The organism is Collinsella sp. LCP21S3_A3, from assembly GCF_052118905.1.
Lineage (GTDB): Bacteria > Actinomycetota > Coriobacteriia > Coriobacteriales > Coriobacteriaceae > Collinsella.
This window is the reverse complement of sequence record NZ_JBQKGH010000002.1, coordinates 87,115-104,304: the sequence shown is the minus strand read 5'-3', so window position 1 is coordinate 104,304 and position 17,190 is coordinate 87,115. Positions and strand designations below refer to the sequence as shown.

15 protein-coding genes are annotated in these 17,190 nt (G+C 58.4%); 11 read left to right on the top strand and 4 right to left on the bottom strand.

Annotation, left to right across the window (positions count from 1 at the left end):
- Nucleotides 1-154 precede the first annotated feature (154 nt).
- Entirely contained in the window at nucleotides 155-337 is a 183-nt protein-coding gene (locus ACTQ0H_RS01680; RefSeq protein WP_427729279.1) for a hypothetical protein, read from the top strand.
- Here the strand turns inward: ACTQ0H_RS01680 and ACTQ0H_RS01675 are convergent.
- The 3 genes from ACTQ0H_RS01675 to ACTQ0H_RS01665 form a co-directional block, all read right to left on the bottom strand.
- Nucleotides 334-1,695, bottom strand: coding sequence for an ATP-binding protein (locus ACTQ0H_RS01675; protein ID WP_441537691.1), 1,362 nt, complete (start codon nucleotides 1,693-1,695; stop codon nucleotides 334-336). The genes ACTQ0H_RS01680 and ACTQ0H_RS01675 overlap by 4 nt on opposite strands.
- A 241-nt stretch (nucleotides 1,696-1,936) precedes the next feature.
- Entirely contained in the window at nucleotides 1,937-2,461 is a 525-nt protein-coding gene (locus ACTQ0H_RS01670; RefSeq protein ID WP_368138240.1) for a hypothetical protein, read from the bottom strand.
- Nucleotides 2,462-2,463: 2 nt separating this feature from the next.
- The gene (locus ACTQ0H_RS01665) at nucleotides 2,464-2,880 is read right to left on the bottom strand and encodes a DUF3830 family protein (protein WP_154518619.1); all 417 of its coding nucleotides are present in this window, start codon (nucleotides 2,878-2,880) and stop codon (nucleotides 2,464-2,466) included.
- Nucleotides 2,881-3,482: 602 nt separating this feature from the next.
- On the opposite strand from ACTQ0H_RS01665, the gene arcC reads away from it, so the two are divergent.
- A complete protein-coding gene (arcC, locus tag ACTQ0H_RS01660; protein ID WP_006235166.1) occupies nucleotides 3,483-4,445 on the top strand; it encodes a carbamate kinase in 963 nt (320 codons plus the stop codon).
- 310 nt (nucleotides 4,446-4,755) lie between these two features.
- Here arcC and ACTQ0H_RS01655 read toward each other — a convergent pair whose 3' ends face one another.
- Nucleotides 4,756-5,388, bottom strand: coding sequence for a C39 family peptidase (locus ACTQ0H_RS01655; RefSeq protein WP_441537690.1), 633 nt, complete (start codon nucleotides 5,386-5,388; stop codon nucleotides 4,756-4,758).
- A gap of 723 nt (nucleotides 5,389-6,111) precedes the next feature.
- Between ACTQ0H_RS01655 and ACTQ0H_RS01650 the strand changes: the two genes are divergently transcribed.
- The 9 genes from ACTQ0H_RS01650 to ACTQ0H_RS01610 all read left to right on the top strand — a co-directional run bounded on the left by ACTQ0H_RS01650 (nucleotide 6,112) and on the right by ACTQ0H_RS01610 (nucleotide 17,135).
- Complete coding sequence (locus ACTQ0H_RS01650; RefSeq protein ID WP_154518622.1) at nucleotides 6,112-7,563, top strand: APC family permease; 1,452 nt, start codon at nucleotides 6,112-6,114, stop codon at nucleotides 7,561-7,563.
- A gap of 131 nt (nucleotides 7,564-7,694) precedes the next feature.
- On the top strand, nucleotides 7,695-8,972 hold the full coding sequence (locus tag ACTQ0H_RS01645; RefSeq protein ID WP_154518625.1) for a metal-dependent hydrolase family protein: 1,278 nt from the start codon (nucleotides 7,695-7,697) through the stop codon (nucleotides 8,970-8,972).
- 117 nt (nucleotides 8,973-9,089) lie between these two features.
- Entirely contained in the window at nucleotides 9,090-10,475 is a 1,386-nt protein-coding gene (locus tag ACTQ0H_RS01640; protein ID WP_427728891.1) for a sensor histidine kinase, read from the top strand.
- Nucleotides 10,476-10,514: 39 nt separating this feature from the next.
- A complete protein-coding gene (locus ACTQ0H_RS01635; RefSeq protein ID WP_154518631.1) occupies nucleotides 10,515-11,249 on the top strand; it encodes a LytR/AlgR family response regulator transcription factor in 735 nt (244 codons plus the stop codon).
- A 92-nt stretch (nucleotides 11,250-11,341) separates the two neighbouring features.
- Nucleotides 11,342-12,286, top strand: coding sequence for a zinc dependent phospholipase C family protein (locus tag ACTQ0H_RS01630; RefSeq protein WP_441054625.1), 945 nt, complete (start codon nucleotides 11,342-11,344; stop codon nucleotides 12,284-12,286).
- 102 nt (nucleotides 12,287-12,388) lie between these two features.
- Entirely contained in the window at nucleotides 12,389-13,648 is a 1,260-nt protein-coding gene (locus ACTQ0H_RS01625) for an MFS transporter (protein ID WP_427795252.1), read from the top strand.
- 170 nt (nucleotides 13,649-13,818) lie between these two features.
- Nucleotides 13,819-15,006, top strand: coding sequence for a glycosyltransferase (locus ACTQ0H_RS01620; protein WP_441537689.1), 1,188 nt, complete (start codon nucleotides 13,819-13,821; stop codon nucleotides 15,004-15,006).
- On the top strand, nucleotides 15,003-16,346 hold the full coding sequence (locus ACTQ0H_RS01615) for a histidine kinase (protein WP_441537688.1): 1,344 nt from the start codon (nucleotides 15,003-15,005) through the stop codon (nucleotides 16,344-16,346). The genes ACTQ0H_RS01620 and ACTQ0H_RS01615 overlap by 4 nt, the downstream gene beginning before the upstream one ends.
- A gap of 72 nt (nucleotides 16,347-16,418) precedes the next feature.
- Nucleotides 16,419-17,135: a LytR/AlgR family response regulator transcription factor gene (locus ACTQ0H_RS01610; RefSeq protein ID WP_154518646.1), complete on the top strand. Its 717-nt coding sequence runs from the start codon at nucleotides 16,419-16,421 to the stop codon at nucleotides 17,133-17,135.
- The last annotated feature ends 55 nt before the right edge of the window (nucleotides 17,136-17,190 follow it).

Genomic DNA, 17,190 nt, shown 5'->3' with positions numbered 1-17,190 from the left:
ACGTCCTCGGACATGAAAGAACCCCCGCTGCGCACTACGTGCGGCGGGGGTTCTTTCGTCCTGCGGAATGTCCGCGAAGGTTAGCCCTCAGATCCTGCTACGACTACGTCCTCGGATTGTGGGGCTGAATGAAGGACGTGGCTGAGGGGGCCTTTTGCCCCTTTCGCTGTTTCGCGGCTTTGCCGCGAAAGTCGCGCTACTTTGGGGATGGATGGAGGATTTGGCTGTTGCCGCTTCTTATCCCTTTGCTTTTTCGCGGCTTTGCCGCGAAACGCGCAGCACCTTGGGAAATGCATTGATGCGTGGGCGGGGCTGGATTGCGGATTCAAATGGCTAGAGAGATATGGGTGCGAACGAGAAATCGTTATTGGGGTCATCCTTTTCCATAAACTCATCGAGACAAAACGTCATGTAGATTGGAACGTACAGAACCTTGCCCTCTTTGCTGAGATTCTCGTGGCTCAGTACAACGGCCTCGGGAATTTTGTACTCGCCTGCACTCATCAGACGATCGAGGGCCGCATGCGCTCGAACTTTCTTGCCCGATTTGACCTCGATTGGGACAACATGCCCGTGGGCGCCTTCGATCACAAAGTCAACTTCACCGACCTCACACGTTTGGTAGTACCATGCATCCGCCCCGAGGGCAACGAGTTCCTGCGCGACCACGTTCTCATAGAGACCACCAAGGTTGGGAGTTTTCATATCAAGATAGACAGCGCGTGCAGTGCTACCGGGGTATCGCGATGCGAGCATGCCTGTATCAGACTCGTATAGTTTGAAGGCTGTCGTTTTCTCCGTCCTCTTGAGAGGACTCCGTGGCTCCGTCACCCTGGCGACCATCAATCCAACACCTGCGTTAACAAGCCACAGGAAATCCTGCTCATATTTTTTAAGGCGAGCTCCCTCACCCAGAGACGAAACAACAAAGCGATGGGACTCCGCCTCAAGCTGAACGGGAATTTGCTCAAAAATCGACCGAACGTTAAACGCTCGAGTCGATGCATATTTTGAGATATCGCTTTTGTACTGATCGACCAGCTGAGTTTGAAGCTCACGTGTGCTCACGAGCGAATAACCCGAATCAATATAGTTCTGAACGACCTCCGGCATGCCGCCGCAAATGATATATGCTCTATAGTTTTTGAGCATCGCCTCATGAATATAGTTTTCGACAGGATGCTTCTCGACAAGGCAGCTGCGAATACCGGCAAGCACATTCTCGCTGACGCTGTTTGCCCAACAAAACTCTTCAAAATCCATTGGGCGCATAACAATGTGCTCGACATACCCCACCGGAAAAGAAGAGATCCCCTTAAACTCAGTCCCAAGCATAGACCCCGAGAAGACATAGCTAAAGCGCCCATCCTCGACCAACGCCTTCATCAGTGTAACGATCTGCGGATACTCCTGAATCTCATCGACAAAGACAAGCGTGTCCCCCTCAACAAGCGGCGCATTCGCAAGAAGGGCTACGCGGTTGATAAAGTCAACGGAGTTCTTTGCGCCAATAAGCACATTCTTTGCCTCGACATTGAGTAGTAAATTGACCTCAAAATACGAAGCGTAGTTGCTTTTTCCGAACGCGCGAATCGCATAGCTCTTGCCGATCTGACGCGCACCAGTAACAAGTAATGCCTTATTGGAGGTATTCTTCCAGCTCAAAAGCTTATCAGTGACCTTACGGCGTAGCATAAAACCCCCAAATGACAAAAATTGGCAGATAGAATTGCCTAAAATAATACAAAAATTTGCGGATAATAGCGTGCGTAAATATACAAAAATTGGAAGATAGCAAAGGTCCGATAAGGTCTCAAAGCCACTGAAACAGCGCTCTACTTTGCGAAGGGGCTGGAGACGCTGCTGTGTGCGTCTCCAGCCCTCTGATTCTTACTTTTGGTTCCGCGATGGGACTTTGTTGGCCTTCCTGGTCGGTTTACCTTGTCTCGCCGCTCTCTGTGCGTAGGCGGTAGCCGTGGACGAGGTCGCTAATAGCCGGCCAGGGAATCTGGCGGTCGACCCAAAATTGGAGCTGGACCAGATAGCGCTCGGTGGCGCGGGTGAGGGCCGCGAACTGTTCGTGAGTCTCTACCTGGGCGTAGAGGTCGCGGCTGTGGGCGAGGATTGCCGTCGTGTCGTCCATTTTGCCGGTGACGTCGAAGGCGCCCGAGAACCAGTCGCACAGGCGCGCGGCACTGTTGTTGATTGTTGCGAGGTCGGCGGTGCCGTCGTTGGCGTTTTCGTTGGCCTGGGCACGCAAGAGGGAGAGGGCATCGGCGGCGTTCATACAGTAGCCGACGGTGAAGTTCCAGACGGCGAATTCGCGGCCTGTGTCGAGCTTGCGGCGGCGCATGTAGTCAATATCGCGGGGTTCCTCGAGCATCATTTGGTCGGCGAGGGCCTCAAGTGCAGTGGTGTACTCGGCAAGGTCGAGTGCGAGCAGGGTGTTGATATCCATCATCTTTAGGCCTCCGTTTCGATCTCGACGATTTCGTTTTTAATGTACATGCCCTGGTTGTCCCAGACATTGCGGCAGGCGGCGGCAAAGCGCTCGCGGTCGGCTTCGCAGATGCGGGCGAACATGTTGCAGGTGCCAAAGGGCTCGCACACGTCAAAGAAGATGCAAATTGACGACCAGCCGCCATACCAGCTCACGGCGCCCGCTGGCTCGTGAAAGACGGGGTTCTCGATGTGCTCGTAATTGGCGATGGGGCCCGATACGGGATAGGTTACCTCGGCATCGCAGATCTTGGCCGAAAAGATACGTGACTCGACCGGACAGGACGATTCGAACAGCTTGCACGCCTCGGGAGCCTTGTCCCAGAGCATGTCGGCGAGAAACGTCTCGCCATTCAGCGTGATCTTGAGCATTTTTGTCATAGTAAGGACCTCCTCAATCCGTCGCTCAAGGGGTTCGCTGGCGGATAAGGAGAAGACAGCAGCGGGGTCGCCGAACCCAAACTTCACGACAGATCTCTGTCGCCCCAGCCCGCGCTGTTCTTCGCTAAAGTACCATGCCGTAATTGCGCGCGCAATATCAGTTTTTGAATTTCTGGAAGCGGCAATCGACGAGACGGCTCGCCGGCTGCCGGCCGACGCGCGGTAAAGGTGCTCGTCTATTCCCTAAGTTGGATGAAAAACGCTATGTTATTGCAGGGCTGCATACTCGTCTTAAAAATGTATAGAATCTCGTATAGTGTGAGTAAGATATTGCGCTGTCTGTTTTGTGTTTAGCAAAGATATAGTTTGCATAATCTGGTCTAATCCCTGCTCTATCAAAATAAAGTCGCACGTAAATAGCTTAGATATGCTTGAGCTGGGCATTTTTACGCTGAACGGGTAAAAACGACCGTTCACCGTTCAACTGTTTTCAAAATGAATAAAATGAGCGATAAAGAGAATATAAACCTTAATAAACTCGCGTATTGCACGGACGTGGGTTATTAATGGGATGTAGGCCTTTTACAGAAAGGATTCCAGCAATGTCTAAGCCTCTTGGCAAGCCCGATCGTATTGTCGTCGCCCTTGGCGGCAACGCCCTCGGCAACAACCCCGTCGAGCAGATCGAGGCCGTGAGCAACACTGCCCACGCACTCCTTGGTCTCATCGAGCAGGGTAACGAGATCATCATCACCCACGGCAACGGCCCGCAGGTCGGCATGATCCAGAATGCCTTCGCCGCCGCCCACGACGCCATCGGCACCCCCGAGATGCCGCTGCCCGAGTGCGGCGCCATGTCCCAGGGCTACATTGGTTATCACCTGCAGCAGGGCATCGGCCGCGAGATGCACAAGCGCTATAAGCGTTGGCACGCCGCCACCGTCGTCACCCAGATCGAGTGCGATCCCGACGATCCCGCGTTCAAGAACCCGACCAAGCCGATCGGCCCCTTCTACACCGAGGAGCAGGCCAAGGAGTTCATGGCCGAGGATCCCTCCAAGGTCTTCGTCGAGGATTCCGGCCGCGGCTGGCGCCGCGTCGTCGCCTCCCCCGATCCCAAGAAGATCGTCGAGGCCGACTCCATCCTCAACCTGCTCGACAACGAGTTCATCGTCATCGCCTGCGGTGGCGGCGGCATTCCCGTCGTCCGCGACTACGAGAACAAGGGTTGCTACAAGGGCGTTCCCGCCGTCATCGACAAGGACCTGGGCGGCGAGCTGCTGGCCGAGGACTGCGACGCCGACGTTCTGTTCCTGCTGACCGCCGTTGAGCATGTCGCCATCAACTTTGGCAAGCCCAACCAGGAGGAGCTCGAGGACCTCACCGCCGACGAGGCCGAGCGCCTGGCCGACGAGGGCCAGTTCGGTAAGGGTTCCATGGAGCCCAAGGTCCGTGCTGCCATCAAGTTCGCCCGTTCCCGCAAGGGCCGCACCTGCATTATCGGCGCCCTGGACAAGGCCGCCGAGACCATGGCCGGCCTCTCCGGTACCCGCATCCACGAGTAGTCTCTACTCTGTTGCCTCTCTTGTGGGCGCCAGGCAAAGCGCCCACAAACTAGCCTCTCTTCATGAGCCCCGCAGTCCGCTCCGACTGCGGGGCTTTTGCTATTGAGGTGACTGTTCATGAGAAGCGCTGAAGACCGCGAAAACCCGGCACTTGGGGACGTTCCTTTTCTGCCGGCATCTTGGGACAGTCCTTTTCGGCAGCGCGAGCGGTCGTCTGCAAAGACGTCCCCAGTGGCTAGTCATTTAATGGCTGGTCATTTAAGTCTGTCCCCAATGACTAGTATTGGCCATTTAAGTCTGTCCCCAATGACTAGTAGTAGGCCCACATGGCTTCGATTTCGTTGAGGACTTCTACGATGCCCCAACGGCGGGCGCTACGGCTGGGCGAATTGGGATCGTAGACACCGATTTGGTCGGCGTCGTCAATGCCGTAGAGCACGATGTAATGACCCACGTTGGTAAACGTGCCGGGACGCACGACGGCGATTACGGGAGCACCCGAGCGCAAGACCTGGGCCATCGAGTCTCGGTCGTTGTAGAGCTGCGTCCCGTTAAGCCCCAGCTGCGCGGCGCCGCTCGTCATAAACGACCACTCGGTGGCACCGGTGGGGGCATAGTTGCCCGCCTCGGAAAGGGCGCACATATCGACCGGTGTCATATCGGTGCGCCCCGTTTTAAAGATGTAGATCATGGTGAGGCAGGTGGGTCCGCAGCCGTTTTGGCGGATAGTTCCGCCGGCGTAGGGCAGCTCCGACCATGCGGGGTCGATCTGGTAGATATGCGGCATGGTGCCGGCGCTCCACTGCGAACGTTGGGTCGAAAAAGCAAACGAGTAGCCGGGTGCGACTGGGGCTTTGAGGAGCTTTTCCTCGGCGGTGGGCTCTAGGCCGGCAGAGCCATGCGAGGCACACGACCCCAGATACACAAATGCCAGACATGCCATGATGGAGCACAGGGCAAGACAGAGACGATGAATCTGCGGATTGGCGGCCCGGCCGCGTCCCAGCGGCCGTGGCTGCTTTGCGCCGCGTCCGCCGCGGGGCTTCGAAAAGAAACGGCTGATGTGATTGTCAGACTTTCGCCGATCGATTTTCTGCCGCCGAGGCACTTCGGCCCGGCGTTGACGGGTGCCCGAGCATGGGCGACCCGCCTGACGCGTGCTGGTATTCTGCGGCATAGACGACGAGGGGCGATCCTGCGGACGCTGCGGCCCGTCGTTGTCAGAAACACTCCTGGATGCTGGCGTGGTACGCCCGGCAAGGCGAACGTTTCGCTGTCGTTCGCCGCCGTTGTATTCGTATGCCATTTGCACCGCCTCGTCTCATGTATAACCCGTCCATCCTACAAAAAAGACGTGCAGCAAATGAGGACATACACCAAAACCTCGGTAAGCGGCATGGACGGGAGCGAGCCTGGCGTCATAAAGCGACGCCCTCCGCGAGCGATTGGGTCGCGTCATCAAAACGGACGCCCGCACCGAGTGGCGCCCCTCGCCGTTCGTCCCAAAAACGGCGCCGCTCGTTTTGCAGTTCTGCCTTCGGTCGAGCTACGAGTGGCGTTGCTGTGCCAAGGCCGTATCTTAAAGCCATGAAATAAAAAGTGCGCGGCAAAACAGGCCGTGCAAGGGGTGACGCCAAGGGGCGTCAGAAAGGAAAGGAGGGGAACAATGGCGGACAAGAACGCAGAAGTTGCAGTCGAGGATACCGGCGGCATGAAGAAAACGCTTTCGCTCTGGAACTTCTTCACCATCGGTTTCGGTGCCATCATCGGTACCGGTTGGGTTCTGCAGGTCGGCGACTGGATGGTCGTGGGCGGCGGTCCCGTTCCCGCTATGATTGCATTCCTCTTGGGTGCAATCTTCCTCGTGCCCGTCGGAGCTGTTTTCGGTGAGCTTACGGCTGCTATCCCCATCTCGGGCGGCATCGTCGAGTATGTCGATCGTAGCTTTGGCCGTACACTGAGCTACATCACCGGTTGGCTCCTGGCCCTGGGCAACGGCATCCTGTGCCCGTGGGAGGCCATTGCCATTTCGACTCTCGTGTCCGAGATGTTCGGTAGCCTGCCCGGTCTTGAGTGGCTGCGCGCCATCAAGCTCTACACCATCCTGGGCGCCGACGTTTACCTGTTCCCGACGCTGATCGCGCTCGGCTTTGCAGTCTACGTCATCTTCCTCAATTTCCGCGGTGCCAGCTCGGCCGCCAAGCTCCAAGCCTTCCTGACCAAGGCCCTGCTCTGCGGCATGCTACTCGCCATGGGCGTCTCGCTGTTCACCGGCTCGCCGAACAACGCCATGCCTGTGTTCTCCCAGGTCGCCGGTGCTGGCGGCGGTAAGGCCGCCACCGAGGGCACCAGCCTGTTCGCCGGTATCGTGTCGGTCCTGGTTCTGACCCCGTTCTTCTACGCCGGTTTCGACACCATTCCTCAGCAGGCTGAGGAAGCAGCCGAGGGCCTTAACTGGAACAAGTTCGGCAAGATCATCTCCCTGGCCCTGCTGGCCGCCGGCGGCTTCTACATGGTCTGCATTTACTCGTTCGGCACTATCCTTGACTGGCATGAGTTTGTTAAGAGCCCCGTTCCCGCGCTTGCCTGTCTTAAGGGCATCAACATGCTCCTGTACCTGGCCATGCTCGTCATCGCCACGCTTGGACCCATGGGCCCGATGAACTCCTTCTACGGCGCCACGAGCCGCATTATGCTCGCCATGGGCCGCAAGGGCCAGCTGCCCGAGAAGTTTGCCGAGGTCGATCCCAATTCCGGCGCTCCCAAGCTCGCCTGCGTCGTTCTGGCCATCATCACCGTCGTCGGTCCGTTCCTGGGCAAGAACATGCTCATCCCTCTGACCAATGTGTCGGCTCTCGCCTTCATCTTCTCTTGCGGCATGGTCGCTCTTGCCTGCCTGCGCATGCGCTTCACCGAGCCCGACCTACCTCGTCCCTACGAGGTGCCCGGCGGCAAGTTTGGCATCTGCCTCGCCGTCGCTGCCTGCGCCATCATCATCGGCCTGCTCGTGATTCCGTTCTCTCCCGCCTCCCTCAACATGGTGGAGTGGAGCATCGTGATCGGCTGGTTGGCTATTGGCCTGGCTCTCATGGCTTTCACCAATTCCCGTAAAAAGTAACGCCGAGCCGGGGCGGATTGGGTGCGCGGTGCCCTCTCTCCCGCGTACCGAACCCGGCATCACTTGGGTAGCTTTGTGAGGCCTTAACCCAACACGGCCTCACCCACTATATGGATCCATAAGGAGGAACCATGTCCACTAAGTATGCAATCGTTGGCGGCAAGCTCATCGACGGTACCGGTGCCGAGCCGGTCGAGAACTCCCTCGTTCTCGTCGACGACAACGGCAAGATCGAGTACGCCGGTGTTATGCAGGACCTTCCCGAGGGCGTTGAGGTTATCGACGCCGCCGGCAAGACTGTCCTTCCCGGCCTGATCGACACCCACCTGCACTTCTCGGGCAACCTGACCGACGATGACACCGATTGGGTCATGCAGCCGCTCCTCGAGAAGCAGGCCGTCGCCGTCAAGCAGGCCTACGACTGCCTCACCCACGGCCTCACTACCGTCTGCGAGATCGGCCGCTTTGGTATCCAGATTCGCGACTGCATCGACAAGGGCGTCTTTAAGGGTCCGCGCGTTCTGGCCACCGGCCTCGGCTTCTGCCGTGTTGCCGGTCACGGTGACTCCCACCACTGCACCCAGGAGCTCAACAAGGAATCCCATCCCTGGGGCGACCAGGTCGACGGTCCTTGGGATCTGCGCAAGGCCGTCCGTCGTCGCCTGCGCGAGAACCCCGATGCCATCAAGATCTGGGCTACCGGTGGCGGCATCTGGCGCTGGGACTCCGGTCGCGACCAGCACTATTGCTCCGAGGAGATCCAGGCCGTGGTCGAAGAGGCCAAGATGGTCGGTATCCCCGTGTGGAGCCACTGCTACAACAACCACGCCGCCGCCTACGATTCCGTTCGCTTTGGCTGCGAGCAGCTGATTCACGGCTTCGATATCGATGAGCGCACCATGGACCTCATGGCCGAACAGGGCACCTTCTTCACCCCGACGATCGCCTTCCTGCCCACCTGGTACGCCACCTATCCTCCCGTCTACGTCCCCGAGCTGCACGACAAGTACGAGGGTACCCTGGTCGAGAAGGAGCTACAGCGCAACTATGACTGCCTGCGCGAGGCCAAGAAGCGCGGCGTCGTCATGACGATCGGCTCTGACTCCTTCTCCTTCGTCACCCCGTACGGCACCTGCTCCATCGAGGAGATGTACGAGTTCGTCGACAAGATCGGCTTCACCCCGGTCGAGACCATCACCTGCGCCACCCTCAACGGTGCCAAGATGTGCCACATCGAGGACGAGACCGGTTCCATCGAGGCCGGCAAGTGCGCCGACCTGCTGGTCGTCAACGGTGACGTCGCCGCCGACATCCACGTGCTCAACACCGACAACATGGACGTCATCATGAAGGACGGCTGGATTGTCGAGGCCGGCACCTTCGGCGAGCCAAACAAGTACAGCGCCTAAGCTACCGTTAGTCGATGGCTGGATGTAAAACACAGTTTTTGATTGCATAATGCAATGGAGAGGGTCGCTTGCGGCCCTCTTTATTGCTATCGGTACTACGGACAAGAGGGGATGACGGTGGATCTCAATAGGCTGATTCTGGGCAAGAGTTACAACTCTACCAAGGTCTTTCGTACGGCCCAGCATGTGGTCCAGGCCATCCTACTCGGTGTTGTCGTTCCGGCGCTTATCTTGCTGCTTATCTGGGATTTAACCGATAATCCCAATCCCGTTCCAGGCGTTGTCGTTATTGCCGGCCTGGTCATGCTGTGCTTCTTCTTCTCGTATGTCTTTGTGGTCCCCGATGACCTCACATCGAGCGCAACCGACCGCACGCTCGCCATCGCATCAAAAATATTTGCCTACACGTCGCGCGGCCTTACGCCCGAAGCGGCCCTGGGTGCCTCTAAAATCATCCTGTCCGAGACCATCGCTTCTGCCATCTGCTTTACTGACGGCAGGCAGGTGCTGGCAAGCTGGGGCGAGGACTCGGCAAAGTGCCCTGCCGGAACCCCGGTAGTGCTCAAGACCACGCTCAACGTGATTGAGACGGGCGAGCAGAGCGTGTTTTCGCGTGATGCCTCCAATGAGACGGGCGGCTATTTTCCCCGTCTGCGTGCCGGTATTGTCGCGCCGCTTAGCGTGCGTGGTCATTGCGTGGGCACACTCGAGCTGTATTACCCCCGCCTGAGCAGCATCGATATGCGCCAGACGGCGCTTGCCTCGGGTTTCGCCGATCTCATTTCCACGCAGCTCGCCAGCTTTGAGCTCGAGCGCCAGGATGAGCTCACGGCCCGCGTTGAGCTCCGCGCTCTGCAGTCGCAGGTCGATCCGCATTTTCTATTCAATACCATTAGCACGATCGTTTCGCTCGTTCGAACCGAGCCCGACAAGGCGCGATCGCTGCTGATCGACTTTTCCAACTACTATCGTCAGACGCTTTCTGACTCCGATACGCTCACCACGCTCGAGCACGAGGTGGAGCAGGGCACCCGTTATATCAATCTTATGCAGGCCCGGTATGGCGACGGCCGTCTGCGCGTTTCGGTCGACATCGACTTTGAGGTGCGCGACAGCCTGGTGCCGCCGTTTATCTTGCAGCCGCTGCTCGAAAACTGCATCAAGCATGCGCAGCGCGAGACCGAGCCGCTTTCCATTCGTGTTAGGGCTTTTGAGACCGATGACGGCTTGGAGATCATCGTCGAAGATGACGGCATCGGTATGAGCGAAGAAGTCTGCGCGCATCTGTTTGAGCAGCATCGCCGAGAGGAGCCCGAAAGCATTACCGCCGACGGCTCCGTCAAGCGAGGTTGCGGCCTGGCGCTCTTCAACGTGCTTCAGCGCATCCATTTCTTTTACGGAGAAGATTCCGGCATGCGCGTGAAGTCCCAGGAGGGCGTGGGAACGCAGGTCATCGTTGAGTTGAACGGCGAGCCGCATGAGCCGGCGCCGCTAACGGTGTAGCGCGCGGTTGGATTGAGAGAAAAAAGAGGGGAAGCGCATATGTCCGAAGGCTGGAACATCTTGGTGGTTGATGACGAGCCTCCAATTAGGGCTGAGCTACGTTATCTGTTGGAAAAGGATGCGCGTGTGGGCCAGATTGCCGAGGCGGGCAATGTCACCGAAGCCGTGGAATCGATTCTGTCGAACAAGCCCGACGTGCTGTTTTTAGACATTACCATGCCCGGTCGCTCGGGAATTGAGCTTGCCGAGACGCTTCAGAACTTAAAGACACCGCCGGTCGTGGTGTTTGTGACGGCATTTGCCGAGTATGCGGCCGATGCCTATAACCTCGATGCCGTCGATTACATCGTAAAGCCGGTCGAGGATGCTCGCCTGTCAAAGGCGCTCGATAAGATCGAGACCGCCCTGGGCGCTCGCCGTGTCGTCCATGCTCCGCGCCAGCCTTTGCGCCTGACGGTGGATCGTGGGGGTAAAAAGGTGTTCATTCCCGTGGCGGATGTCTGCTACTTTGAGGCGCGCGCCGATTTTTGCAACGCCGTCTGCGCCGAGGGAACATATCTGATCAATGAGTCGATTTCATCGCTCGAGCGGCGCCTGGCCTCCGAGGGCTTTATCCGTGTCCACCGCAGCTATCTGGTCAATTTGGAAGACGTGCACAATGTCGAGATCGGTTCTACGGGTCTTATGGAACTCAGGCTCGATCGCGTAACCTCGACGGTGCCCGTGTCCCGTCGTCGCGCTGCCGAGGTTAAGGCGCGCCTGGGGCTTGTGTAGACGGTCCGCATGCCATCGTTTGCCGACGCAGGTTTGGCATGGGCGCGCGGTGGGCATAATGGGTGACATCGAATGAAATCGAAAGGATCATTATGCCTGCGCTTATTACGCATCATCTGTTTGGCGAGGAAAGCATCGATCGTCTGCCGCAGGGCGTCATTACGTCCGACGAGGAACGCATTGCCTTTATCCTGGGCAACCAGGGTCCCGACCCGTTTTTCTTCCACATCCTGACGCCGCGCGTTTCCGACTGCACGCTGCTGGCGCAGGCCATGCATCGCTCGCGCATGTCGCGCCAGTTCTCGTGCCTGCGCGACGGCGTGTCCCATCTGCTCCCGCGCGATGCCAACTTGGGCCGCGCCTTTGCGCTGGGCCTGCTGTCGCACTACGTGCTCGACCGTAATGCCCACCCCTTTGTCTACGAGCAGCAGTTTGGCATTGTCGAGTCCGATCCCGAGCTGGGGGATTCGGGCAGCCAGGTCCATGCGGTGCTCGAAAGTGACCTGGACGTGTTGATGCTGCAGCTCAAGCGCGATGGGGCCACGGTCGAGGACTATCCGCCGGCGGGCGAGATCGTCACCACCGACCGCATCAATCGTGTGGCCGGCGTGCTGATGAGCTATGTTGCCGGGCGTGTGTACGGTATCGATATCCCAGCGGGGGAGTACGGTGCCGCCGTTGCCGACATGCAGCGACTTTACCGCGCGATTGAGCCGGCCGGCTCCGCAAAGACGCGCGCGATCTCGCTGGTTGAGGGCTTGGTGCACGACTACTCCCTGCTCGATGGCCTTGCTCACCGCGTGACGACCGAGCCGCCCGAGCGCACCGGCAATCTGGGCCATCTGACGTGGAAGAATCCCTTTACCGATGAGGTCTCGAACGAGAGCTTCCCCGAGGTCTTTGACCGCGCGCTGGTCGATTACGAGTGCACGGTCACCCGCTTTATCGAGACCGGCGATATGGAGGCCGTGACCAACCACGTCAATTACAGCGGTCGCGTGCTCGGCGCTGACGAAGAGTTCGACCGCGAGGAATAGGGCCCGTGCGTGCCCCCTTTGCCGAATCCTTACCGGCGGTTCTGGACAATTGGGGTACGATGAACTAGCTGCATATCGGGCGAACACGAAGGGTCCCTGTCCATGAAATACACCAAGCTCGAGCGTAACTGGGTTATGTACGATGTGGGCAATTCGGCCCTCGTGTTGCTCAACACTTCGGTGGTGCCCATCTACTTTAACGCCATCAATACCGGTGCTTCCTCGGCCGACCTGGTGGTCGCTTGGGGTAGCGCGCAGACGATTGCCTCGCTGGTCATTGCCATGCTCATGCCCATTCTGGGCGCGCTTGCCGATTACGCCGGCAACAAGATCAAGTTTTTCTTGGGCTTCTTCCTCACGGGCTTGGTGCTTTGCCTGGCGCAGGCTATCCCAATGTCCGCCATGGCATTTTTGGCCGTGTACGTGCTGTGCACCATCGGCCTTAACTCTTCTATGACGTTCTATGACGCCATGCTGCCCGACATTACCACTGACGAGCGCATGGACGCCGTGTCCAGCTCGGGCTATGCCTGGGGCTACATCGGTTCCACCGTGCCGTTCATCATCTGCCTGGCGCTCATCATGGGTGGTCCCGCTCTTGGCGTCCCCACCATGCTGGCAACGCGTCTGTCGTTTGTCATCACTGGTGCCTGGTGGCTCATCTTTACCCTGCCGCTCATTCGCACCTATAAGCAAAAGTACGGTCGTGAGCGCGGTCCCGAGGACACCATCGGCCACATCGTGGGCGGCGTGTTCTCCGAGGTCGTACACACCATGCGCGAGATCGCCCACAACAAGACCGTGCTGGTCTACATGATCGCGTTCTTCTTCTACATCGACGGTGTACACACGGTCATTTCCATGGCAACCAGCTACGGTTCGGCTCTGGGCATCGACTCGACCCAGCTGGTACTGGCCCTGCTCGTTACACAGTTCGTGGCCTTTCCGTCCGCCATCATCTACGGCAAGCTCGCCGGACGCGTGGGCACGCTCAACATGATCCTGGTGGCGGTCGCCGCCTACATGGGCATTGTGCTGTTCGCCGCGTTTTTCCTCAAGACCGCCTTTGAATTCTGGGTGCTTGCCATTATGGTCGGCCTGTTCCAGGGTGGCGTGCAGGCACTCAGCCGTAGCTACTTTGGCCGCATCATCCCCAAGGAAAAGTCCAACGAGTACTACGGCTTCTTTGACATCTTTGGGCGCTATGCAAGCGTTATGGGCACCTTTCTGGTGTCGGTCGTCACCTCGCTGACCGGCAACCCGTCGCTGGGCGTTCTTTCCATTGCTGTGCTGCTGATCGTTGGCTTTATGCTGCTGGCCCGCCTGTCTCGCATGACTCGAGCGGCAGAGCATGCCGCATAGGAGCGAGCGGATATTGTGCCTGTCCGCGGTACTCTTTTGGGGTTATCCGCAATAAACATTGCGACTTGCGAGCAATGATTTGCCCAAGTGGGTATGATGGAATCAGCTAGGTCGCGGGGCGTCGCCTGTGTTTGGCGGCGCCTCGTTTTTGTGTTGCAGGGAGGGAAGGCATGAACGCCACGGTTGTGATTCCAACATATTGGGCGGGCGATGATGCCCATGCAAACGCTCCCGGTGTCTATGACCACTCGACGAAGCTCAACGCCGCCAATCCCGAGCTCGATCGCTGTCTTGCTTCGCTCGAGCAGGTACGCGATATTCCGCGAATCATCCTTTTGGTGGTCTGTCCCATCTCGGCCACGGCGGATGTGTCGAAGCGCGTACGCGAAATCGTCGACGCGCACCCTACGCTCAAAGTTACCGTAGTCACCAATACCCAGGCATCGCGTATCGCCGACCGCGTAGCGCAGATTGCGCCCAAGGGTTCGGGAGAATGCGTGAGCCTGCGCGGCTATGGCGCCATCCGCAATATGGGACTTGCCTGTGCCGCCGTGCTGGGTCACGATGCCGTCATCTTTTTGGATGACGACGAGACTGTCATCGATGCCGACTTTATGAAACGCGCGACTTACGCGTTGGGGCAGCAGACGCGTCAGGGCCTGCCAATCTTGGTTAAGAGCGGCTACTTTTACGATCGAGAAGGATCGCCGCTGGCCCCCACGGACAAGGTGGGCATCTGCCACCGTTGGTGGACCAAGCGTATTGAGTTCAATCGCTGGATGAAAAAGGCGCTCTCGGGCACCCGTATTTCGCGTTCAAACTATGTGTGCGGCGGCCTTATGGCCCTCCATGCCCGCGCCTTTACCCGCGTGGCATTTGACCCGTTTATCACTCGTGGCGAGGACCTGGACTACCTCTTTAATATGCGCATATTTGGCTACGACGTATGGTTTGATAACGAGTGGACCGTACGCCATCTACCGCCCGAGTCCGAGAAACGCTCGCCGCGCTTTATGCAGGACGTGTACCGTTGGTACTACGAACGTGCCAAGCTAACGTTTGCCGCGCATCAGAAAGAGCTCATTCCCGTTACAGCCGCGTCTCTCATGCCCTATCCGGGCCCGTGGATTTCGCGCGAGCTTGACGATCGCGTGCGTAAGACTGCCATGGTCCGCAGCATTTTTACCCGCGAGCACGAGGGATACCTACGCATTTGGCGCCACGGTATTGACGAGGCCAGGACCTACGCACGCCAAAACGCCGCAAGCTACCTGCGTTTCCAGAGCTTCTGGCCCAAGATTATGGATGGGCTCTGGCGTGACGCCCAGCTGACCAGCATCCTGGAGGGGACTGAATGATCGACCGCCGCGCCCAGCGCGATAGTTCAATGTCAATCTTTCGCATCATTGCCGTATCCTGCGCCATTTGTGTGCTGGTGTACTTTGTTTTTGCCCTGGCGACTGGAATCGATCCAATCGCGACCGTGGTCGCCTGTACGCTGCTATGCATCTTCCTGTGTATCTTTTTCTTTTTGACGCTCAATCCCGATTCGGTTCGCTCGCAGTACACCGAGGAGACGCTCTCGGTGGCCTCGGCCATGCTCGAGGACATTAAAGGCGGTCTGACGCAGGAGTCAGCACGTCTGGTGTGCCAGCGCATTTTGCCCGAGACACGCGCCATGACAGTTGCCGTTACCGACGAGAGCAACGTACTGGCCTGCGCGGGCGAGTTTGAGGAAAAGCTGCTGCCCAATTCTCCCATTCGTACGCTCGTCACGCGCTACGTCATCGAACACGGTATCGTCCAGTCGTTCAACCGTGTGGTGGACGTGGTGGGTTCGGATGGCTCACACAACCAGGTCCCCGCTGGCATCATCGCACCCATCAAGGTGGGCGACCGCACCGTCGGCACGCTCAAGTTCTATTACAAGACCCCGCGTGCCGTTGACCGTACCCAGTATGCGCTCGCCTCGGGTTTTGCCGAAATCCTGTCCACGCAGCTCGCCATTCACGAGCTCGAGGTGCAAAAGGAGCTCACGGCCCGTGCCGAGGTGCGTGCCCTGCAGGCGCAGATTAACCCGCACTTCCTGTTCAACACGCTCAACACCATCGCATCGTTTACGCGTACCGACCCGCTGCGCGCCCGCGAGCTGCTGCGCGAGTTCTCCTCGTTCTATCGCGCAACGCTCGACAATTCGGGCTCGCTCATTCCCGTGTCGCGCGAGGTCGCACAGACCAAGCGCTACCTGACGTTTGAGAAGGCGCGCTTTGGCGAGGATCGCGTGCTGGCGACCTTTGACGTGTCCGAGGACGTCGAGGACACGCTGGTTCCGGCATTTGTGATCCAACCGATTGTCGAGAACGCCGTGCGTCACGGCATGGGTGATGCCAGTGCGCTGAAGATTGACGTGACGGTGCGCAGGGATGGTGACGATGCGATTTTGATTTCGGTGGCCGATGACGGTGTGGGCATGGACGAGGGCATCGCTGCCAGACTGTTTGACGAGCGCTCTGCCCGTCCCGACGCCAACTCCCCGCAGGGTGGCGGCGCCGGCGTTGCCATGCACAATATTTCGGAGCGCATTCATCGCTTTTATGGGCCGCACTCCTATACGCGCGTCGAATCGGCGCCGGGTAAGGGCGCTAAAGTGCTCCTACATCTCGATTTGTCGGAGAGCATCTTCGACATTCAAGAGTAGAATAATTGGTCACGGGCTTAACGCCGGTTGGCGTATGCCCGATGTAGTTTGTTGACGAAAGGTTTTATCCCCATGCTGCGTGCGATGATTGTGGATGATGAGGCCCCGGCCCGTTCGGAACTTCGCTTCTTGCTCGAGCAGACGGGCAAGATCGGCACGATCACAGAAGCGTCGAGCGTTCGCTCCGCCATCGAGATGCTTATGGAGAGTCGCGTTGATGTCGTGTTCCTCGATATTTCGATGCCTGGCGCTTCGGGTCTGCAACTTGCCGAGGCGCTGCATAAGCTTAAGAATCCGCCGGCGATCGTGTTTGTGACCGCGTACAGCGATCATGCGGTTGAGGCGTTTGATGTGGATGCCGTCGACTATCTGATGAAGCCGGTAGAGGAAGCCCGCCTGGATCGTGCAATCGAGAAGGTCATGCAGCGCACGAAGCCCGTTGCGGACAGCAAGGTGACCATCGAGCGCATCCCGGTGGAGAAGGGCGGCCGCAAGGTGCTCATCCCCGTGGACGACATTCGCTTCATTATGGCCAAGGACGATTACTCCTGTATCTATACCGTCGATGACCGTTTTTTGTCGACGACCTCGCTGGCACAGTTCGAGGCCAAGCTCTGTGATTTTGGCTTCTTCCGCGTTCACCGCCGCTATATCGTTAACTTGGCGTGTGTTACCGACGTCGAGACGGTTCCCTCGGGCGCTATCCAGCTGGGCATTACGGGCGTCGACGAACGCGTACCGGTTTCGCGCCGTCGCGTCGTACCGCTCAAGAAGGCCCTGAGCCTCTAGTACACCGGCCCCGCAGCCCTGTAGACCAAAATCGTCTGCGGAGCCGCGGGGCTTT